18 protein-coding genes and 1 other RNA gene are annotated in these 19,319 nt (G+C 60.1%); 13 read left to right on the forward strand and 6 right to left on the reverse strand.

Translation table 11 applies throughout. The features are described 5' to 3' along the window. Window positions 1–31: 31 nt before the first annotated feature. On the forward strand, window positions 32–976 hold the full coding sequence (locus HSS18214_RS0113970) for a sodium-dependent bicarbonate transport family permease (protein WP_016915898.1): 945 nt from the start codon (window positions 32–34) through the stop codon (window positions 974–976). Window positions 977–1,147: 171 nt separating this feature from the next. Here the strand turns inward: HSS18214_RS0113970 and HSS18214_RS0113975 are convergent, their stop codons facing one another. The 4 genes from HSS18214_RS0113975 to smpB all read right to left on the reverse strand — a co-directional run bounded on the left by HSS18214_RS0113975 (window position 1,148) and on the right by smpB (window position 3,720). Then, window positions 1,148–1,468, reverse strand: a complete 321-nt coding sequence (locus HSS18214_RS0113975; RefSeq protein WP_156808524.1) for a hypothetical protein — start codon at window positions 1,466–1,468, stop codon at window positions 1,148–1,150. 83 nt (window positions 1,469–1,551) lie between these two features. Beyond that, complete coding sequence (locus tag HSS18214_RS0113980) at window positions 1,552–2,109, reverse strand: Panacea domain-containing protein (RefSeq protein ID WP_016915900.1); 558 nt, start codon at window positions 2,107–2,109, stop codon at window positions 1,552–1,554. A 695-nt stretch (window positions 2,110–2,804) separates the two neighbouring features. Next, window positions 2,805–3,184: a transfer-messenger RNA gene (gene ssrA, locus HSS18214_RS18905) on the reverse strand. 44 nt (window positions 3,185–3,228) lie between these two features. After that, window positions 3,229–3,720, reverse strand: coding sequence for an SsrA-binding protein SmpB (smpB, locus tag HSS18214_RS0113985; protein WP_016915901.1), 492 nt, complete (start codon window positions 3,718–3,720; stop codon window positions 3,229–3,231). A gap of 127 nt (window positions 3,721–3,847) precedes the next feature. On the opposite strand from smpB, the gene HSS18214_RS0113990 reads away from it, so the two are divergent. After that, window positions 3,848–4,282 (forward strand): type II toxin-antitoxin system RatA family toxin, encoded by a 435-nt coding sequence (locus HSS18214_RS0113990; protein ID WP_016915902.1) that lies wholly within the window; start codon window positions 3,848–3,850, stop codon window positions 4,280–4,282. Then, a complete protein-coding gene (locus HSS18214_RS0113995; protein WP_016915903.1) occupies window positions 4,272–4,583 on the forward strand; it encodes an RnfH family protein in 312 nt (103 codons plus the stop codon). Before HSS18214_RS0113990 ends, HSS18214_RS0113995 begins: the two co-directional genes overlap by 11 nt. Window positions 4,584–4,586: 3 nt before the next feature. Here the strand turns inward: HSS18214_RS0113995 and HSS18214_RS0114000 are convergent, their stop codons facing one another. Continuing rightward, window positions 4,587–5,054: an outer membrane protein assembly factor BamE gene (locus HSS18214_RS0114000; RefSeq protein ID WP_016915904.1), complete on the reverse strand. Its 468-nt coding sequence runs from the start codon at window positions 5,052–5,054 to the stop codon at window positions 4,587–4,589. A gap of 72 nt (window positions 5,055–5,126) precedes the next feature. Here HSS18214_RS0114000 and fur point away from each other — a divergent pair, with 72 nt between their 5' ends. Beyond that, complete coding sequence (gene fur / locus HSS18214_RS0114005; protein ID WP_016915905.1) at window positions 5,127–5,579, forward strand: ferric iron uptake transcriptional regulator; 453 nt, start codon at window positions 5,127–5,129, stop codon at window positions 5,577–5,579. A gap of 119 nt (window positions 5,580–5,698) precedes the next feature. Here fur and recN read toward each other — a convergent pair whose 3' ends face one another. Next, complete coding sequence (gene recN, locus HSS18214_RS0114010; RefSeq protein WP_016915906.1) at window positions 5,699–7,372, reverse strand: DNA repair protein RecN; 1,674 nt, start codon at window positions 7,370–7,372, stop codon at window positions 5,699–5,701. A gap of 200 nt (window positions 7,373–7,572) precedes the next feature. On the opposite strand from recN, the gene grpE reads away from it, so the two are divergent. The 9 genes from grpE (at window position 7,573) to greA (ending at window position 19,297) form a co-directional block, all read left to right on the forward strand. After that, complete coding sequence (grpE, locus tag HSS18214_RS0114015) at window positions 7,573–8,202, forward strand: nucleotide exchange factor GrpE (protein WP_016915907.1); 630 nt, start codon at window positions 7,573–7,575, stop codon at window positions 8,200–8,202. Window positions 8,203–8,353: 151 nt separating this feature from the next. Next, entirely contained in the window at window positions 8,354–10,288 is a 1,935-nt protein-coding gene (gene dnaK, locus HSS18214_RS0114020; protein ID WP_016915908.1) for a molecular chaperone DnaK, read from the forward strand. Between the two features lie 109 nt (window positions 10,289–10,397). Beyond that, window positions 10,398–11,549 (forward strand): molecular chaperone DnaJ, encoded by a 1,152-nt coding sequence (dnaJ, locus tag HSS18214_RS0114025; RefSeq protein ID WP_016915909.1) that lies wholly within the window; start codon window positions 10,398–10,400, stop codon window positions 11,547–11,549. A gap of 209 nt (window positions 11,550–11,758) precedes the next feature. Next, window positions 11,759–12,703, forward strand: a complete 945-nt coding sequence (locus tag HSS18214_RS0114030) for a DMT family transporter (protein WP_016915910.1) — start codon at window positions 11,759–11,761, stop codon at window positions 12,701–12,703. An 80-nt stretch (window positions 12,704–12,783) separates the two neighbouring features. After that, window positions 12,784–13,065, forward strand: coding sequence for a DUF2218 domain-containing protein (locus HSS18214_RS0114035; RefSeq protein ID WP_016915911.1), 282 nt, complete (start codon window positions 12,784–12,786; stop codon window positions 13,063–13,065). Window positions 13,066–13,178: 113 nt separating this feature from the next. Then, window positions 13,179–13,985, forward strand: coding sequence for a 4-hydroxy-tetrahydrodipicolinate reductase (gene dapB, locus HSS18214_RS0114040; RefSeq protein WP_016915912.1), 807 nt, complete (start codon window positions 13,179–13,181; stop codon window positions 13,983–13,985). 387 nt (window positions 13,986–14,372) lie between these two features. Continuing rightward, window positions 14,373–15,518, forward strand: a complete 1,146-nt coding sequence (carA, locus tag HSS18214_RS0114045) for a glutamine-hydrolyzing carbamoyl-phosphate synthase small subunit (RefSeq protein WP_026001950.1) — start codon at window positions 14,373–14,375, stop codon at window positions 15,516–15,518. A gap of 75 nt (window positions 15,519–15,593) precedes the next feature. Next, window positions 15,594–18,824 carry a carbamoyl-phosphate synthase large subunit gene (gene carB, locus HSS18214_RS0114050; protein ID WP_016915914.1) on the forward strand — a complete coding sequence of 1,077 codons (3,231 nt, stop codon included), beginning with the start codon at window positions 15,594–15,596 and terminating at the stop codon, window positions 18,822–18,824. Beyond that, window positions 18,821–19,297 carry a transcription elongation factor GreA gene (gene greA, locus HSS18214_RS0114055; protein ID WP_016915915.1) on the forward strand — a complete coding sequence of 159 codons (477 nt, stop codon included), beginning with the start codon at window positions 18,821–18,823 and terminating at the stop codon, window positions 19,295–19,297. The genes carB and greA overlap by 4 nt, the downstream gene beginning before the upstream one ends. Window positions 19,298–19,319: the final 22 nt, after the last annotated feature.

Here is a 19,319-nt window from a genome sequence, read left to right on the forward strand (position 1 = left end):
GCGGCCACTTTCATCCGATGGAGCAGCGGCGATGCCCGATATAGTGGTCATGTTTTTTCTACTTGGACTGTTGGCTGGCGCGGTCAAGTCCGACCTTCAGGTTCCCAAGGCCACCTACGATACGCTGAGCCTGTTGCTGATGCTGACCATTGGCCTCAAGGGGGGCATGGCGCTGCATGGCAATCTGCACTGGGGGCTGGTGCCCGAACTGATGGGCGTAGCGCTGCTGTCTGCGGTCATTCCCTTGATGCTGATGCCCGTGCTCAGGCGGTTGGTACGCCTATCGCCTGCGGACAGTGCCAGCATTGCCGCCCACTACGGTTCGGTGAGCGCAGGTACCTTCGCCGTGGCACTGGCGTACGTGGAGGCGCGCCAGTTGGCCGTGGGCAGCGAGGTCACCCTCTATCTAGTGGCCATGGAGCTACCCGCCATCATGATCGCCATTGCCCTGTACCGGCGCTACCAGGGCGCAGCCGTCAAGGAAAGTACCAGCAAACTGTGGCATGAAACGCTCACGAACCGTGGGGTCATCCTGCTGGCGGGTGGTGTCGTCATCGGTGCGCTTTACGGCCCCTTCCAGGGCGAAGAAGTCACCAATCTGTTTACCGGTGCCTTCAAGGGCGTGTTGGCCCTGTTCCTGCTCGAAATGGGTCTTACTGCCGCCCAAACGCTGCGACCAATGCCCTGGCATCACTGGCGGTTGGTGACCTTTGCGCTGGTCACGCCCATGGTGTTGTCGCTGATGGGGATTGCCGTGGGAGCGCTGGTCGGCCTGCCGATTGGTTCGGTGGTGATTCTCGCGGCCCTGGCCGCCAGCGCCTCGTACATCGCGGCCCCGGCCGCCATGCGGGCCGCCATCCCTGAAGCCAACATCGGCCTCGCCATGCTGGCCTCGCTGGGCATCACGTTCCCGCTCAACGTGATGCTGGGCATCCCGGTCTACCACCGGCTGATCGAGTGGCTGCTGGTGTCGTAACGCCATGGTTTCTGGGCGCTTTCACCGCGCCCAGAAACGAAAAAAGCACCCGAGGGTGCTTGATTCGTAGGGGTGTCTGGTGGAGGCGGCGGGAATTGAACCCGCGCTCTTATTATTAATATCATAGGCTTACAAAGAAAACTGACTAGATGATGACTATGGGAGTTTAACTCATTCAAGCTGCATGTAATTTTTAATGAAACGCTTAATCTTGGGTTTGACCCTGGGAGAGGTGTGAAAACCTGCCAAGGTACGTTCATAAAGGTGATCTGAAATAGGCGCTCTTGGTGTGAATTCACCCATGTTGACAAATTGGGAGATATCTTCAGCATTTTTGACAACAGCCTCACTATAGACCACATAGCTTTGCTGGTTCACGAACGGATGCTCACCGGGGTGGAATAGGCATGTGCTGTCAAACTTGCGCCCATCTCTGACAGTAGAGATGTTAACAAGCAAAACCCCGTGGTAGCCCCTTTCGGGATAGTACACGGGGTCATTCATCACTATGTGTAGATGGTTGACAGGGCCTGAAAGTATCAGGAGAGTCCCCTTGCGAAAAGGACAATACCCTGTCATCTGAGACGATCCATTACGGCGTGAAGCTGGCGGCGCTGAAAAATTTCAGCTGTTAGCTGTTCAGCTTCTTCAGGGGTTTTCCCTAATGCCTTGTAGACGTCCTGAGGGGGGATTGGTCGTGCTGACTTGTTTGGATCAACCCACTCGGAGCAATATTCGTGGGTGAAATCTACAAGCTGCCAGCGAGTCATTGAGCCGTAATCGTTCCATACAGAGTCCAGCAATTCAATGTCTGCGTCACTCAATTCGTCAAAGGCTTCTCGAGTGCAATCACTTTGAGCAAGGGCAACTTCATGACGCACAGAGCCTTCTGCGATCCATTTTTCCCATTCACCTGTACGACTACCTCCTTGCATTAGTTCAAGCACAGAGGAAAGCACAGGGCCTTTGTCCATTGAGAACCAAGCGTCATGGCTTAATGGTTCGTCATATTTTTCCATCGAAGCACGATCTGCCAGATACATCAGCTTCATCAGCTTCAAATAAGACATTTGTCCACCACGCCGCCATGTGAAGTAGGCTGCAATTTGCGCAACTTTTTCTTCGTTAAGCATGATAGCTACCTCCAGATGCTCTAGCTTAGAGCTTCTCCACTATTAATGGAGGATGCGCAGCATAAATGCAAGCTTCTCGTCTTGCAAGCTGCGTCGCGTTATGTTTGACCGAAAATTTCTCGTTAGCCAGCATGCCCGCTTGGCTGTTCGTAGTCGGTATCCATCCCGCGTATATCCGCGCCGTGGTCACTACGCTGGTATGCCCCATCTGCTTGGATACCCACGCCAGCGCATCATGGATGCGTAGGTGTGGCGGGTTTGATACGGGCGGCGGTACCGGACGTCGGCGCGCTTTAATGCGTGGGCCCATAGTGTTTTGCGTATCGCTTGATCGCCGGTCCATGGTTCGCCTGTGCGGGGGGTGAGACACACGCGGCCGCTGGGGTGTAGATAGCTAGGTGTCTTCTGCGCTTTCAGTGCTTCCAAAGCGCGTGGGAGCAGGTCAATGGTATGTGTGCCTGCCGAAGTATTGGTGGTTTTTGCTTCGCCTTTGGCTGCCCGAGTGATTCGGCAGCGCTTTTGCCGACAGCTGTTACCTCCCCAATCCAGCTCGACCAGCTCCGATTTGCTCCAAGCTAAATTAGCGGTAGGCCGCCGCTGGAGTGGGCTGCTAAGGGCACCGCTTTAAATAAACGCATTCTCATGCGCCCAGAAACGAAAAAAGCACCCGAGGGTGCTTGATTCGAAGGGGTGTCTGGTGGAGGCGGCGGGAATTGAACCCGCGTCCGCCAGCACGCGCCCATTGGCTCTACATGCTTAGATTTCGTCATTTGCTTTAACGTGTCTGACTCCGACGATCAGGATTCAGCCACGCGAGCCTTCTAAAGTTTGACGGTTGGCGAGAAGACACCACCAACCGCGGTCCTATCAGCTTTAGCTCATATCCCCGCAGTGATGAATAGGCACATCACCTTGGGGCCAGACAAGAAGCTAGCAGGGTTTAAGCTGCCAGCGCGCCTTGAGCGTAGTTTTCGTCGTTTGCGACTATTTTTCGTGATGTGGTATTTACGAGATACATCACGCTCTCGGCATGCACCGCAGGGTTTGTCACCGGCGTCGAAACCATGTCGCCCCCTTATTCAGAGCCGCATTCTAACGTGCTCGTGCCCAATTGACCAGTTATGCCTTGTTATGTTCCCGCATAATTCGGCCTTTCTGGCGATTCCAGTCGCGGTCCTTCTCGGTGGCGCGCTTGTCATGGATCTTCTTGCCCGTCACCAGCGCCAGCTCGCACTTCACCTTGTTGCGCTTCCAGTACAGCTTGAGCGGTACACAAGTGTGGCCCTTGTCCTGCGTGACCGAGAAGATCTTGGCGATCTCCTTGCGGTGCAACAGCAGTTTCCGGGTGCGGGTGGGGTCGGCTATTTCGTGGGTGCTGGCCGTATTCAGTGGCGTCACATGGCTGCCCAGCAGGTATGCTTCGCCGTTGCGAATCAAAATATAGGTGTCGGTGAGCTGGGCTTTTCCGGCGCGCATGCTTTTGACTTCCCAGCCTGCCAGTGCCAGGCCTGCTTCGAAGGTTTCGTCGATATGGTATTCAAATCGCGCCTTCTTGTTCTGGGCAATCACGCTGCTGCCGGGGCCCTTGCTGTTACCTTTTTTAGTGGCCATGGAACCTCATCGTTGATCTGTCGTGCGCACCCCCTTCGTTATGCGGGGAGGCGTGATACCATTCAAGGTCTGTAACTATAATTTCCCATGATACGCTTTGGGCACTGTGAAGTCAGCGGAGAGGTCAATGCCAACCGTCAATCGTACCGCTTTGGTGCGCCATACCCCCCAGCAAATGTTCGACCTGGTCAATGACTTCGAACGCTATCCCGAGTTCCTGCCGGGATGCCGCCGCGCGCGTTTGCTGGAGAGAGACGAGCTACATCTGGTCGGAGAAATGACCCTGGGCCGGGCGGGGGTCGAGCAAACCATCACTACGCGCAACGACCTGCATGCTCCAGAGCGGATCGAGCTTTCGCTGGTCAAAGGGCCCTTCAAGCAGCTCAAAGGTCGCTGGCTGTTTATCCCCATGGGGGATGATGCTTGCAAGGTTAGTCTGGAAATGGAGTTCGTTTTCGCCAATCGATTACTAAGCATGGCGTTTGGCAAGCTGTTTCAACAAATCGCCGGGCAACTGGTCGATGCCTTCACCAAGCGCGCCAACGAACTGTATGGCCGTTGATGACATTGCCGTCGAGGTGGCCTTCGCGCTGCCTCACAAGCAGCGTATCGTCGCGCTGAAGGTACCCAGCGGCACCACTGCCAGAGCAGCCGTTGCCATGGCCGACCTGCCCAGCCTGTTTCAGGAACTGCCCGCCGAGACCTTCGAGCAGGCGCCGCTGGGCATCTTCGGCAAGGCGTTGCGCCACCCCGATAAGGAGCCGCTGCGCGAAGGCGACCGGGTAGAAGTCTACCGGCCGCTGCAGATCGACCCCAAGGCGGCCCGCCTGGAGCGGGCCAAACGTCAGGCCAGCGGCCAGTAGCCGTTACTGAGCAATCGGTACTGGCTGGGGCTCGGGGGCGGTCTCAGGCGTGGGGGCCTGCTGGGTTGGCTGCATGCTGTCCATTGGGTCAGTGCCTTCGACGGCAGGCCCCATGCCACGGTCAGAGCTGACCGGCAGGTCGCCAGAAAGGTCGCCTTGCTGCTCGACGTTCACCAGTCGGCCAGCGTTATCGAAGGTGAGCGTGACGCGACGCTGTTCCACGCCCCCGTACGCTTTATCGAGGCGGTATACATAGTCCCACTGGCGGGCATCGAAGGGCGCTTCCAGCAGCGGCCTGCCCATCACATAGGTAACCTGTTCCTGGGTCATGCCCGGCTGGAGCTGGCTGACCATCTCCTGGGTGACCAGGTTGCCCTGAGGGATGTCGCGCTTGTACACGCCGACGTAACTGCAGCCGCTAACGACGGTCAGGGCAACGGAAAGAGTAATGATACGAGTCAATTTTTGCATTTGAGCCTGTTCTTCACTATCGTGGTTTCGGTCGATGATACCCGACCTAACCTGTTACTGCGAAGAGCAACCATGGCCGATCAGAACCATGAACTACGCAAAGCCGGGCTGAAAGTGACCCTGCCGCGCGTCAAGATCCTGCAGATTCTCGAAAATGCTTCGGGCCAACACCACCTTAGCGCAGAAGAAGTGTATAAAACACTGATTGATGCGGGCGAGGATGTTGGTCTGGCGACCGTCTACCGCGTGCTGACTCAGTTCGAGTCGGCAGGCCTTGTGATTCGTCACAATTTCGACGGTGGCCATGCGGTCTTCGAGATGACCCAAGAAGACCACCATGACCACATGGTGTGTCTGGAAAGCGGTGAAATCATCGAGTTCGTCGATGACATCATCGAGCGTCGCCAGCAAGAGATCGCCGAAGAGCACGGCTACGAGCTAGTGGACCACGCTCTGGTGCTGTACGTACGCCCCCGTGGGTCGGACGTCACGCGCCAGGACAGTGGCCCCACGAACCGCAAGTAGTCCGCTGCTACATGAAAACGCCCTTGGGGTGCCAGAGCAGTTCATCTGGCGCCTCAGGGGCGTTTTTGTAGACAGTGCTCGGTATGAGTTTGGTTGAGTTTGGTTGAGTTTGGTTGTGCTTAGTGAGGAGGGCGCTGGCTGGCGTGCAGCATCTCACGTGCATGGGCCAGGGTCTGGTCGGAAAGCGTAACCCCGCCCAGCATGCGGGCCAGTTCGCTGATGCGGCCTCGCTCGTCCAGCAGTGCCATGTGGGTCAAGGTGGTATCGCGTTTGGCGCGTTTTTCGATGTGCAGATGCTGATGCGCCTGGGCGGCCACCTGCGGCAGGTGGGTCACGGTCATCACCTGGCCGTTTTCGCCCAGCTTGCGCAGCAGCTGGCCGACGATTTCGGCCGTCGCACCGGAAATACCCACGTCCACTTCATCGAAGACCAGGCTGGGAATGGTGGAGTGCGAGGCCGCCACGACTTGAATGGCCAAACTGATGCGCGACAGTTCACCGCCGGATGCCACTTTCGCCAGTGGGCGCGCAGGCTGGCCAGGGTTGGCGCTGATCAGGAACTGGACGTGATCCAGCCCTTCTGGGGTGGGCGTGTCGCGAGGGGTAACGTCGACATCGAAACGCGCCTTGCCCATGGCCAGAAAAGCCAGCTGCTGCTGGACTTCCTTGCCCAGCCGCACCGCCGCCTTTTGGCGAGCGTCACTGAGCAGCTTGGCATCGTTGCGGTAGCGCTCGCGGTAGTCGGCCACCTGGCTGCTCAGGGCCTCCAGATCATCATCGCTGGCTTCCAGTTGCGCCACTTCCTGGCGTAGCTGGGCATGCAGAGCGCAGATTTCCTCCGGGGCGACATGGTGCTTGCGCGCAATGCGGTGCACGTCGCCCATGCGCTCCTCGACCCAGGCCAGGCGCTCGGGGTCCAGTTCGGTGGTGCTGGCCAGGCGCTGTAGCTCGCTGGCGGCTTCTTCTACCTGAATGCGTGCATCGCTGAGCATGGCCAGGGTGTTGGCCAGCGTACCCTTGTCGCTGCCGGGCAGGGCGCTCAAGTGTGCGTAGGCCTGGTTCAGCAACGACAGCGCACCGCCCTCATCGCTTTCACAGCAGTCGGCGGCAAACTGGGTTTCTCGCAGGGTCTCTTCCGCGTGGGCCAGCGTGTGCTGCTCTTCTTCCAGGGTTTGCAGCTCGCCTTCGGCGAGGCCCAGCTGGTCGAGCTCTTCCACCTGGTAGCGCAACAGCTGGCGCTTGGCCTCTACCTCGCTGCCCTCTTCACTGAGCTTTTTCAACCGACGACGGGCATTGCGCCATTCACGGTAAGTCTCGGCCAACTTTTGGCTGCGCTCACCAAGCCCGGCGTAGTCATCCAGTAGCGCCAAGTGGGTTTCTTCGCGCATGAGCGCCTGGTGGGCGTGCTGGCCATGGATTTGAATCAGCTGTTCGCCCAGCGATTTTAGGTCGGCAATGGTGGCCGGGTGGCCGTTGATCCATGCTTTGGAGCGCCCGCTGGCGGTAACGACGCGGCGTAACAGGCACTCGTCGGTAGGCAGTTCCCGGGCCTGCAGCCACTCGATGGCGGCGGGCAGGTGTTGAATGTCGAAGCGGGCGGAAAGGTCGGTGCGCTCGCAGCCGTGGCGCACGCTGCCTGCGTCGGCGCGCTCGCCCAGACAGAGCCCCAGCGCGCCCAGCAGTATGGATTTACCCGCCCCGGTTTCCCCCGTGATGGCGGTCATGCCACGACTGAGGTCGAGTTCAAGGCGGTCAACAATCGCGTAATCCTGGATCGCTAGCTGTGTCAGCATGAGGCCTCCTGAGGCGGTGCATCCCGAGTGCTGGATACTTATCCAATAATTGTTGTTTTATACAGTAGTCGATAACTCACTTCAATGCCCCTCTTGAGATGGCTTTGATGGCCCCCATATAGCTTTTATCCGTGGTCTAAATCCCGCGAATCAACTCAGGTGGCCGCCAACGGCACCGCTACGTATTTCAGGAGCAAGGCATGGCTAAAGAACCGCAAACCCCGTTGGATGAAGAGCTGGCGCGTCAGGAGCAGGAAGCCGAAGTCACGCAACCAACGGCAGAAGAGCGCCTGGTAGAAGGTGAGCTGGAAGGGCTGGTCGAAGACGAAGCAGTACTCGATGGCAACGTAGGCAACCCTGAAGCCGACGTGCTGGCCGCCCAGGTAGAAGAGCTGGAGCAGAGCCTGGCCCAGGCCAAGGACCAGGCCCTGCGCGCCGCCGCTGAAGCACAGAACGTGCGCCGTCGCGCCGAGCAAGAGGCCGAAAAGGCGCGCAAGTTTGCGCTGGAGAAGTTCGTCAAGGAACTGCTGCCCGTCGTGGACAGCCTGGAGAAAGCTCTGGAAAGCATGCAGCAAGACGCTTCCGACGCGCATCGCGAAGGCGTCTCCATGACCCTGAAGATGCAGCTGGACGTGCTGGCCAAGTTTGGCGTCGAAAGCATCGAGCCCCAGGGCGAGCCCTTCGACCCGCAGATGCATGAAGCCATGGCCATGGTGCCCAATCCCGAGCTGGAGCCCAATACGGTAATGGACGTCATGCAGAAGGGCTACTCCCTGAATGGCCGTCTGGTGCGTCCCGCGATGGTGGTGGTCAGCCAGAAAGCCGGTTAATCCGATGACGCATTGCAGAAAAAAGCCCTTGAAATGCGCCAGCCGGCCCCCAAATAAAGGGCAACCCGCGAGAATGCTCGCAAACGCCTTAAACAGTTTTGACGGCGTAAACCACTAGTTTTTTGTTTCAACCGAATTCGAGGTTTTTGCTATGGGACGCATTATTGGTATCGACCTGGGCACCACAAACTCTTGTGTAGCCGTGCTCGATGGTGACAGCGCTAAAGTCATTGAAAACGCCGAAGGCGGTCGTACCACGCCTTCCATCATTGCCTACACCGATGACGGCGAAACGCTGGTCGGTCAGGCGGCCAAGCGCCAAGCCGTGACCAACCCGGAAAACACCCTTTACGCCATCAAGCGTCTGATCGGTCGTCGTTTCAAGGACGACGTCGTGCAAAAAGACATCAAGATGGTGCCGTACAAGATTGCCGAAGCCGACAACGGTGACGCGTGGGTAGAAGTCAAAGGCAAGAAGATGGCTCCCCCGCAGGTCAGCGCCGAAGTGCTGAAGAAGATGAAGAAGACCGCCGAAGACTACCTTGGCGAGCCGGTGACCGAAGCGGTCATCACCGTTCCGGCCTACTTCAACGACAGCCAGCGTCAGGCCACCAAAGATGCGGGCCGTATTGCCGGTCTGGACGTCAAGCGCATCATCAACGAGCCGACTGCCGCAGCGCTTGCCTACGGCATGGACAAGTCTCGTGGTGACAAGACCATTGCGGTCTACGACCTGGGCGGCGGTACCTTCGATATCTCCATCATCGAAGTGGCCGACGTTGACGGTGAAACCCAGTTCGAAGTACTGGCCACCAACGGTGACACCTTCCTGGGCGGTGAAGATTTCGACCTGGCGCTGATCAACTATCTGGTCGACCAGTTCAAAACCGACAGCGGCATTGATCTGTCGGGCGACAACCTGGCCATGCAGCGCCTGAAAGAAGCCGCCGAGAAAGCCAAGATCGAGCTTTCCAGCGCTCAGCAGACCGACGTCAACCTGCCGTACATCACGGCAGACAACACAGGCCCGAAACACCTGAACGTCAAGGTGACCCGTGCCAAGCTGGAGTCGCTGGTAGAAGACCTGGTGCAGCGCTCTCTCGAGCCATGCAAAACGGCTCTGAAAGATGCTGGCCTGTCCGCGTCTGAAATCGACGAAGTGATCCTGGTCGGCGGCCAGACTCGCATGCCGATGGTTCAGAAGAAAGCGGCAGACTTCTTCGGTAAAGAAGCCCGTAAAGACGTCAATCCCGATGAAGCCGTCGCCGTGGGCGCCGCGATTCAGGGTGGCGTACTGGGCGGCGACGTGAAAGACGTTCTGCTGCTGGACGTCACGCCGTTGACCCTGGGTATCGAAACCATGGGTGGCGTCATGACGCCGCTGATCGACAAGAACACCACCATCCCCACCAAGAAGACTCAAACCTTCTCGACGGCGGATGACAACCAGACGGCGGTGACCATTCACGTCGTGCAGGGCGAGCGTAAGCAAGTGTCGCAGAACAAGTCGCTGGGTCGTTTCGATCTCTCCGACATTCCGCCGGCACCGCGTGGCGTACCGCAAATCGAAGTGGCCTTCGATCTGGATGCCAACGGTATCCTGAACGTATCGGCCAAGGACAAGGCGACGGGCAAAGAGCAGTCCATCGTGATCAAGGCGTCCAGCGGCCTGACGGACGAAGAGATCGAGCAGATGGTTCGCGACGCCGAAGCCCACGCCGACGAAGACAAGAAGTTCGAAGCGCTGGTGCAACTGCGCAACCAGGCGGACGGCATGATTCACGCCACCCGCAAGACCGTGCAGGAAGCAGGTGACAAGGCCACCGATGACGAGAAACAAGCCATCGAGACGGCCATCGCCGAACTGGAAGAAGCGGTCAAGACCGATGACCAGGACAACATCCAGAAGAAACTGGATGCGCTGACCGAAGCCTCTGGCCAACTGGCGCAGAAGATGTACGCCGAGCAGGCAGACGCTGCCCAGCAGGCAGGCGCAGAAGGCGCGGAAAGCACCAACGCCAAGCAGGACGACGACGTGGTTGACGCCGAGTACGAAGAAGTCAACGACGAGCAGAAGAAGCAGTAACCCACCTCTTTCTGCCAAGGAAAGCGGTGACGCGGGAGGCAACTCCCGCGTTGCTGTTTCCGCGGCCGAGACGCCAATAGTGCGTAGCTAACCAGGAGGCGTAGGACCCATGTCCAAGCGCGATTATTACGAAGTCCTGGGTGTCGAAAAAGGGGCCGATCAGAAAGAGATCAAAAAGGCCTATCGCCGTCTGGCGCAAAAATTCCACCCTGATCGAAACCCGGACGATAACACCGCAGCGGAAAAATTCCGTGAGGTGTCTGAAGCCTACGAAGTCTTGAGCGACGGCGAAAAGCGCGCCGCCTATGACCAGTTTGGTCATGCCGGTGTGGATGGCCAGGGCGGTGGCTTTGGTGGCGGCGGCTTCGGCGGCGGAGCCGGTGATTTTGGCGACATTTTTGGCGATGTGTTCGGCGACATCTTCGGGGGTGGCGGTGGCCGTCGGCGGGGCCCCAATGCGCCTGCGCGAGGGTCCGACCTGCGCTACAACCTGGAGCTGGACCTCGAAAGCGCCGTGGCCGGTACCACGGTGGATATTCGCGTTCCGCGCCATATCGAATGTGACCGCTGTGACGGTGACGGTGCCGAGCCAGGTTCCTCCAAGGAAACCTGCCCCACGTGCCACGGCCATGGCCAGGTACGCATGCAGCAGGGCTTCTTTGCGGTTCAGCAGACCTGCCCCACGTGTCATGGCAGCGGCCAGCACATCAAAGTGCCGTGCCACAAATGTAATGGCGAAGGGCGTGTACGCGAAACCCGCACTCTCTCGGTGAAAATTCCGCCGGGTGTCGATACCGGTGATCGCATTCGCCTCAATGGCGAAGGCGAAAGCGGCGTGAATGGCGGCCCAGCGGGCGACCTGTACGTACAGGTGTCCATCAAGCCTCACCATATCTTCCGCCGCGACGGCAAACACCTGCAGTGCGACGTGCCGATCAATTTCGTGGACGCCGCGCTGGGAGGCGAGCTGGAAGTGCCGACGCTGGATGGACGCGTGAAGCTGAAGATCCCACCGGAAACCCAAACCGGCAAGCTCTTCCGCCTGCGCGGCAAAGGCGTGAAGCCCGTTCGTGGCGGCACCCCCGGCGACCTGCTGTGCAGGGTAGTGGTGGAAACGCCCGTCAATCTCAACGACGAGCAGAAAGACCTGCTTCGCCAGCTGCAGGAGAGCTTCGATGGCAGCAACAGCCACAGCCACTCACCGAAGAAGACCGGCTTCTTCGACAGCGTGAAGAAGTTCTTCGAAGAGATGAAGCCGTAAAGGTTACGGCCTGACGACCAGGGACGCCCCGGCACGGTAACGTGCCGGGGCGTCTTTGTATCTGCCACTGGCTTCGGAAGCGTTCGCTCTGGCTCTTTTGCATGCCCTGAACACGCGGTATTTTTATTAGGCAGCTAATGGTGGGTTGGGTCAGAATGGCTCAAGCGAAGATGTTTGCCGCCAGCCTAACGAAAAAGGAATGTAGCCGGATGACCACGGAGGCCATGGGTCGCCCTGGTTTGGGGATCGTGTTGCGGGTGCTGTCGGGGGTGCTGTTCACCGGCATGCTGGTGTGCATCAAGGCCGTCAGTGATGCGGTGCCCGTGGGGCAGTCGGTGTTTTTTCGCTCGCTGTTTGCGTTGTTGCCCATCGTGGTGTTTCTGGTGCTGCGCCATGAGTTTCCGCGCGGGCTGGCGACGCGGCGGCCGTTGGGGCACGCGCTGCGCTCAGGGCTGGGGGCGGCGGCCATGTTCGCTTCGTTTGCCACGGTGGCGCTGCTGCCGGTGGCGGAAACCACGCTGTTGGCGCAATTGACGCCGGTCTTCATGGCGCTGGGGGGCGTGCTGCTGCTAGGGGAGCGCTTTTCGTTCTATCGTGCCGGGGCGTTTGGTCTGGCGCTGTGCGGGGTGGGCGTGCTGGTAGTGCCCCAGCTGCTGGGGAGTAGTGGGCAGGGCTCGCTGTTGGGGTATGGGCTGGGGGCGCTGAGCGCGCTGCTGACGGCGGGGGCTCTGCTCACGGTACGGCGTATTTCCCGCACGGAAACGGCGGCGTCCATCGCGTTCTATTTTATCGTGGTCTCGGCGCTGGCCGGGCTGCTGACTCTGCCGCTGGGGTGGGCGGCGCTGGATGCACGGCAGTTCGGGCTGCTGGTGCTTTCCGGTTTGTTCGGCGGCGCGGCGCATATCGCCATGACGCTGGCGCTGCGTTACGCCGAAGTGTCGCGGCTGGCCCCGTTCGAATACATCGCGCTGGCCTGGCCGGTGCTGGCCGATGCGTGGCTGTTCGGGCTGCCCGTGTCCAGCGGCTTCCTGATGGCCTTGCCCTTTTTGCTGGGCGGCGTGGGCCTGGCCACGCTGGAGGGGCGCCGGGGGGGCGAAGCGTCGGCAGCGTTAGGCGGCAGCGCTTGCAGGAAAGCGAACGTATCGTTGCAGTAAATTCTCATTGGTCACTTGGCGGTTGGCAGGGCGGGCTTTAGGCTTGGGAGCTGAGCCGTCATCGAACAGGAGTAGAGCGTATGCCGTTATCTCGCGCCGAGATTGCCACCCCGTCTGGGGCACGATTGATCAACCGGTTGTGCAAGCACTGGGCCCACAAGCTGGAGGTGGAGCAGGGCGAGCAGCATGCCAGGATCGTGTTTGCCAGCGGCACCTGCCTGATGCACGCGGAGCCTGAGCGCCTGGTGGTCTCCATCGAAACCCTCGAAGAAGAGCATCTGGACCAGCTGGAAGGCGTGGTGGAAAGCCATCTGGTGCGCATGGCGAAAGATGAGCCGCTGGAGATCGTCTGGGAGAACTGAGCGCCATCCGCCGTGCTTCCGTCAGCACCGCATCCCGTCAGGTGGTCTGCTATAATCGCGGCCACCTTTTTTGTTTCTCGCTGATGCCGAACGGCACACGCACAGGAGTTCCCATGACCCGAATTGCCATTGTGGGCGTAGCTGGCCGTATGGGCCGCACGTTAGTCAACGCCATAGAACAGGATGCCGGTGCCCAACTGGCCGGGGGAATCGTCGAGCCGGGCAGTTCGCTGGCGGGGGCGGATATCGGCGAGTTGGCAGGCGTAGGCAAGCGGGGAGTGGTGGCGGTGGACTCGTTGGCGGCCATCGTGGACGACTTCGACGTGCTGATCGACTTCACGGCACCCAAGGTGACGCTGGCGAACCTGGCGTTTTGTGCCGAGCACGGCAAGCGCATCGTGATCGGCACGACCGGCATGAACGATGACGAGCTGGCCGAGCTGGACAGCTACCGCGACCGCGTAGCGATGGTATTTGCACCCAACATGAGCGTCGGCGTGAACCTGACCCTGAAACTGCTGGAAACGGCGGCCAAAGCGTTGGGCGACGAAGGCTACGACATCGAAGTGATCGAGTCTCACCACCGCCATAAGGTCGATGCGCCGTCCGGAACGGCCATCAAGATGGGCGAAGTGGTGGCGGAGAGCCTGGGGCGCACCTTGAAAGAGCACGGCGTTTTCGAGCGCGTGGGGCAGTGCGGCCCGCGTACCGATAAAGAGATCGGTTTTGCTACCGTGCGGGCAGGCGATATCGTCGGTGAGCACACGGTGATGTTCGCCACCGAAGGCGAGCGCATCGAAATCACCCACAAGGCGTCCAGCCGCATGACCTTCGCCAAAGGGGCCGTGCGGGCGGCGCGCTGGGTGGCCGCTCAGCCACAAGGCCGCTACGACATGCAGGACGTGCTGGCACTGAGCTGAGCCGTGGGCTCTTGTTAGACCAGGGTCGGCATAAAACGCTGGCCCTGGTGCGCTAAATGCTGTAACATTCCAAAAATTTTGGCCCAGTGGCTGCAAAAAGCAGCACCATATCGGCAGTCAAGCACCAAGCTGTCGAAAGAGCACCGCGCTTGTTGCACTGGTCGTCAAGTGGGAAAAGTAGTCAGCGACATGCTGCGCCATGGCCAACACCGTTATGAAGGCCACGGAAAGAGAACAACAAGCGGGATGAAACCGATTTTTTTATTGTCGGCTTCGTCCCGCTTTTTTACGACCCGACGTTTGTACGCAAACGCCGTAACCGGATCGCCGAGCCTGCGCCCACAGGCTCCCACCAGCATGGGAGAACGTGTTTTGAATAACCCCGCATTGAGCAAACCCGCGATATTGGCCCTGGAAGATGGCAGTGTGTTTCATGGAACGGCCATCGGCGCGGAGGGAATCACGAGCGGTGAGGTGGTGTTCAATACAGCCATGACCGGCTATCAGGAAATTCTCACCGACCCCTCTTATACCCGCCAGATCGTCACCCTGACCTACCCGCATATCGGCAATACCGGCATCAATTCCGAAGACATCGAGTCCGCGTCCATTGCGGCGGCGGGCCTGGTGATTCGCGATCTCCCCCTGCTGGCCAGCAGCTTCCGTTCCGAACAGAGCCTTTCCGATTATCTGGTCAGCCAGAACGTGCTGGGCATTGCCGATATCGATACCCGCCGCCTGACGCGCATTCTGCGTGACAAGGGCGCCCAGAACGGGGCGATTCTGGCTGGTGCCGAGGCCGAAGGTGATGATGCCGTCGAGCGTGCGCTGGCGGCGGCGAAGGCGTTTCCGGGCCTGAAGGGCATGGACCTGGCGAAAGAAGTCTCCTGCAAGGAGGCCTATGAGTGGTCGGAAGGCGAGTGGACCCTGGGCGAAGGTTACGCGGATGCCAGCCAGGGTGAGCGTCCCTACCATGTGGTGGCCTTTGATTACGGCGTGAAATTCAACATCCTGCGCATGCTGGCGGCCCGCGGCTGTCGCTTGACGGTGGTGCCTGCGCAAACCCCTGCGGCAGACGTGCTGGCCATGAACCCGGACGGCGTCTTCCTGGCCAACGGCCCCGGCGACCCCGAGCCCTGCGATTACGCCATCAAGGCGATCCAGGAAGTGCTGGAAACCGACACCCCGGTGTTTGGTATCTGCCTGGGCCACCAGCTGCTGGCGCTGGCCTCTGGCGCGAAAACCGTCAAGATGGGCCACGGCCACCACGGCGCCAACCATCCGGTTCAAGACCTGGACACCGGCACGGTGATGATCACCAGCCAGAACCATGGCTTTGCCGCCGATGAAGCTTCCCTGCCCAGCAACGTGCGCGCCACGCACCGTTCGCTGTTCGACGGCACCTTACAGGGAATCGAGCGCACCGACCGCCCGGCCTTCAGCTTCCAGGGGCACCCGGAAGCCAGCCCCGGCCCGCGCGATGTAGCGCCGCTGTTCGATCGCTTCATCGCGATGATGCAGGCGCGCCGCTAAGTCAGCCGCGCTGCCGCTCATTGCCCAGTTACGTCGCCTCGATGCTCATCGTCACCACTTTTTGCGGGAACCGTTATGCCTAAGCGTACCGATATCAACAGCATTCTCATCATTGGCGCTGGTCCGATCGTCATCGGCCAGGCCTGCGAATTCGACTACTCCGGCGCCCAGGCCTGTAAAGCGCTGCGCGAGGAGGGCTACCGGGTCATTCTGGTGAACTCCAACCCGGCCACCATCATGACCGACCCGGCCATGGCCGATGCCACCTACATCGAGCCGATCACCTGGCAGGCGGTAGAGAAGATCATCGAAGCCGAGCGCCCGGATGTGATTCTGCCCACCATGGGCGGCCAGACGGCGCTGAACTGCGCGCTGGACCTCGACAAGCACGGCGTGCTGGCCAAGTACGGCGTCGAGATGATCGGTGCCAACGCCGATGCCATCAACAAGGCCGAAGACCGCGACCTGTTCGACAAGGCGATGAAGAACATCGGCCTGGAGTGCCCCAAGGCCAAAGTGGCGCACACCATGGACGAGGCCTGGGAGATTCAGGCAGAGCTGGGCTTTCCGACCATCATTCGTCCTTCCTACACCATGGGCGGCTCCGGCGGCGGCGTGGCGTACAACAAGGAAGAGTTCGAAGAGATCTGTACCCGTGGGTTCGAGCTTTCCAACAACCACGAGCTGCTCATCGACGAGTCGCTGCTGGGCTGGAAAGAGTACGAGATGGAAGTGGTGCGTGACCGCAACGACAACTGCATCATCGTCTGCGCCATCGAAAACTTCGATCCCATGGGCGTACACACCGGCGACTCGATTACCGTCGCGCCTGCCCAGACGCTGACCGATAAAGAGTATCAGATCATGCGTGACGCCTCTCTGGCCGTGCTGCGCGAGATCGGCGTGGAAACCGGGGGTTCGAACGTGCAGTTCGGTATGGACCCGAAAACCGGTCGCATGGTGGTGATCGAGATGAACCCGCGGGTGTCGCGTTCCTCGGCGCTGGCGTCCAAGGCTACCGGTTTCCCGATTGCCAAGATCGCTGCCAAGCTGGCGGTGGGTTACACCCTGGACGAGCTGCAGAACGACATCACCGGCGGCCAGACCCCGGCCTCGTTCGAGCCCTCCATCGATTACGTGGTCACCAAGATTCCGCGTTTCACCTTCGAGAAGTTCCCCCAGGCCAACGACCGCCTGACCACCCAGATGAAGTCGGTGGGCGAGGTGATGGCCATTGGCCGTACCTTCCAGGAGTCGCTGCAGAAAGCGCTGCGCGGCATGGAAACCGGCAACGACGGCCTCGACCCGATCATCACCGAGTTCACCGACGAAGCCATGGCCCAGCTCAAGGGCGAGCTGCAGGCAGCGGGTGCCGAGCGCATCTTCTTCGTCGCCGACGCCATGCGTGCGGGCATGAGCGTGGATGAGATCTTTGCGCTGACCAACATCGACCGCTGGTTCCTGGTGCAAATGGAAGACCTGATTCTCACCGAAGCCGCCGTGTCCAAGCGCGCCCTGGCAGAGTTCTCGGCGCGTGAGCTGTTCCAGCTCAAGCGCAAGGGCTTCTCCGATGCGCGGCTGGCGAAGCTGCTGGGCGTCTCCGAGAAGGAGTTCCGCAAGACGCGTCAGGCAGCAGGGATTCGCCCGGTCTACAAGCGCGTCGACACCTGTGCCGCCGAGTTTGCCTCCGATACCGCCTACATGTACTCCACCTATGAAGAGGAGTGCGAAGCGGACGTGTCGGATCGCCAGAAGATCATGGTGCTGGGCGGTGGCCCGAACCGTATCGGCCAGGGTATCGAGTTCGACTACTGCTGCGTGCACGCCGCCTTCGCCATGCGCGACGACGGCTATGAAACCATCATGGTCAACTGCAACCCGGAAACCGTCTCCACCGACTACGACACCTCCGACCGCCTCTACTTCGAGCCGGTGACGCTGGAAGACGTGCTGGAAATCGCCGACAAGGAGAAGCCGGTGGGCGTCATCGTCCAGTTCGGCGGCCAAACGCCGCTGAAGTTGGCTCGTGAGCTGGAAGCGGCAGGCGTGCCGATCATCGGTACCACGCCGGATGCCATCGACCGCGCCGAAGACCGCGAGCGCTTCCAGGTGATGATCGACAAGCTCGGTCTGAAGCAGCCGCCCAACGCCACGGCTCGCAGCTTCGAAGAAGCCTTCACCAAGGCCGAGAAGATCGGCTATCCGCTGGTCGTGCGTCCCAGCTATGTACTGGGTGGCCGTGCCATGGAGATCGTCTACGATGCCTCCGAGCTCGAAAACTACATGACCAACGCGGTCAAGGTCTCCAACGACTCGCCGGTACTGCTGGATCACTTCCTCAGCGCGGCAGTGGAAGTAGACATCGACGCGGTCTCCGATGGTCATCAAGTGGTCATCGGCGGCATCATGCAGCACGTCGAGCAGGCAGGCGTTCACTCTGGCGACTCTGCCTGTGCGCTGCCACCCTACTCGCTGCCCGCCGACGTGCAGGACGAGATGCGCGCACAGGTCAAGAAAATGGCCGTCGAGCTGGGCGTGAAAGGCCTGATGAACGTGCAGCTGGCCTGGCAGGATGGCGAGATCTACGTGATCGAGGTCAACCCGCGTGCTTCGCGTACCGTGCCTTTCGTTTCCAAGTGCATCGGCACCTCGCTGGCGCAGATTGCCGCCCGCTGCATGGCAGGCAAGACCCTGGCGGAGCAGGGCTTCGAGCGTGAAATCGTGCCGCACTTCTATAGCGTCAAGGAAGCCGTTTTCCCGTTCAACAAGTTCCAGGGCGTGGACCCGATCCTCTCGCCGGAAATGAAGTCCACCGGTGAAGTCATGGGCTCGGGCGATACCTTCGCCGAAGCCTTCTTCAAGGCGCAGCTGGGCGCGGGTGAGGCGATTCCGGCGCTGGAAGGCGACCGCAAGGCGTTCCTGTCGGTACGCGAGCCGGACAAGCAGGGGATTATCGAAGTGGCTCGTTCTCTGCTAACATTGGGCTTCACGCTATGTGCAACACGCGGTACCGCTGCGGCCCTCGAAGCCGCCGGGCTGCCCGTGGAGCACGTCAATAAAGTCAATGAAGGCCGTCCCCATATCGTCGATCTGCTGAAGAACGACGAAATCGCCTACATCGTGAATACCACCGAAGGTCGTCAGGCAATCAACGACTCTTCGATCATTCGCCGTACTGCTCTCGCGCGCAAGGTGCCCTATGCGACCACCTTGGCGGGCGCTAATGCTGTTTGCATGGCGGTGGAGTACGGTAGGGAGATTACGGTGCGGCGCCTTCAGGATCTGCACGCAGGAGCAACGCAATGAACAAGGTCCCGATGACGGTTGCGGGAGAGAAGAGCCTTCGCGATGAGCTCAACCATCTGAAGAGCGAAGCTCGCCCTCAGGTGATTGCCGCCATCGCCGAAGCGCGTGAGCACGGCGATCTCAAGGAGAACGCCGAGTACCACGCTGCGCGCGAACAGCAAGGCTTCATCGAAGGCCGTATTCAGGAAATCGAGAGCAAGCTCTCCGGTGCCCAGGTGATCGACGTCACCAGGCTGCCGAAAACCGGCAAGGTGATCTTTGGCGTCACCGTGTCACTGCTGAACCTGGACAGCGACGCCAGCGTGACGTACCGCATCGTGGGTGAAGACGAAGCGGACATCAAGGCCGGGCGCATTTCCGTGACATCGCCCATTGCCCGCGCGCTGATCGGCAAGGAAGAGGGCGACGTGGTGGTGGTGAAAACCCCCGGTGGCGACGTGGAGTACGAAATCGAGAGTGTCGAGCACCTCTGATCACGTTCCGCTAGCGCCATGA

It is taken from the genome of Vreelandella stevensii S18214 (assembly GCF_000275725.1).
GTDB classification, from domain to species: domain Bacteria; phylum Pseudomonadota; class Gammaproteobacteria; order Pseudomonadales; family Halomonadaceae; genus Vreelandella; species Vreelandella stevensii.

Coding starts and splice junctions, on each gene's coding strand:
- HSS18214_RS0113970 (WP_016915898.1), top strand. CDS start 32: ATGCCCGATATAGTGGTCATGTTTTTTCTACTTGGACTGTTGGCTGGC.
- HSS18214_RS0113980 (WP_016915900.1), bottom strand. CDS start 2,109: ATGCTTAACGAAGAAAAAGTTGCGCAAATTGCAGCCTACTTCACATGG.
- smpB (WP_016915901.1), bottom strand. CDS start 3,720: ATGGCCACTAAAAAAGGTAACAGCAAGGGCCCCGGCAGCAGCGTGATT.
- HSS18214_RS0113990 (WP_016915902.1), top strand. CDS start 3,848: ATGCCAACCGTCAATCGTACCGCTTTGGTGCGCCATACCCCCCAGCAA.
- HSS18214_RS0113995 (WP_016915903.1), top strand. CDS start 4,272: ATGGCCGTTGATGACATTGCCGTCGAGGTGGCCTTCGCGCTGCCTCAC.
- HSS18214_RS0114000 (WP_016915904.1), bottom strand. CDS start 5,054: ATGCAAAAATTGACTCGTATCATTACTCTTTCCGTTGCCCTGACCGTC.
- fur (WP_016915905.1), top strand. CDS start 5,127: ATGGCCGATCAGAACCATGAACTACGCAAAGCCGGGCTGAAAGTGACC.
- recN (WP_016915906.1), bottom strand. CDS start 7,372: ATGCTGACACAGCTAGCGATCCAGGATTACGCGATTGTTGACCGCCTT.
- grpE (WP_016915907.1), top strand. CDS start 7,573: ATGGCTAAAGAACCGCAAACCCCGTTGGATGAAGAGCTGGCGCGTCAG.
- dnaK (WP_016915908.1), top strand. CDS start 8,354: ATGGGACGCATTATTGGTATCGACCTGGGCACCACAAACTCTTGTGTA.
- dnaJ (WP_016915909.1), top strand. CDS start 10,398: ATGTCCAAGCGCGATTATTACGAAGTCCTGGGTGTCGAAAAAGGGGCC.
- HSS18214_RS0114030 (WP_016915910.1), top strand. CDS start 11,759: ATGACCACGGAGGCCATGGGTCGCCCTGGTTTGGGGATCGTGTTGCGG.
- HSS18214_RS0114035 (WP_016915911.1), top strand. CDS start 12,784: ATGCCGTTATCTCGCGCCGAGATTGCCACCCCGTCTGGGGCACGATTG.
- dapB (WP_016915912.1), top strand. CDS start 13,179: ATGACCCGAATTGCCATTGTGGGCGTAGCTGGCCGTATGGGCCGCACG.
- carB (WP_016915914.1), top strand. CDS start 15,594: ATGCCTAAGCGTACCGATATCAACAGCATTCTCATCATTGGCGCTGGT.
- greA (WP_016915915.1), top strand. CDS start 18,821: ATGAACAAGGTCCCGATGACGGTTGCGGGAGAGAAGAGCCTTCGCGAT.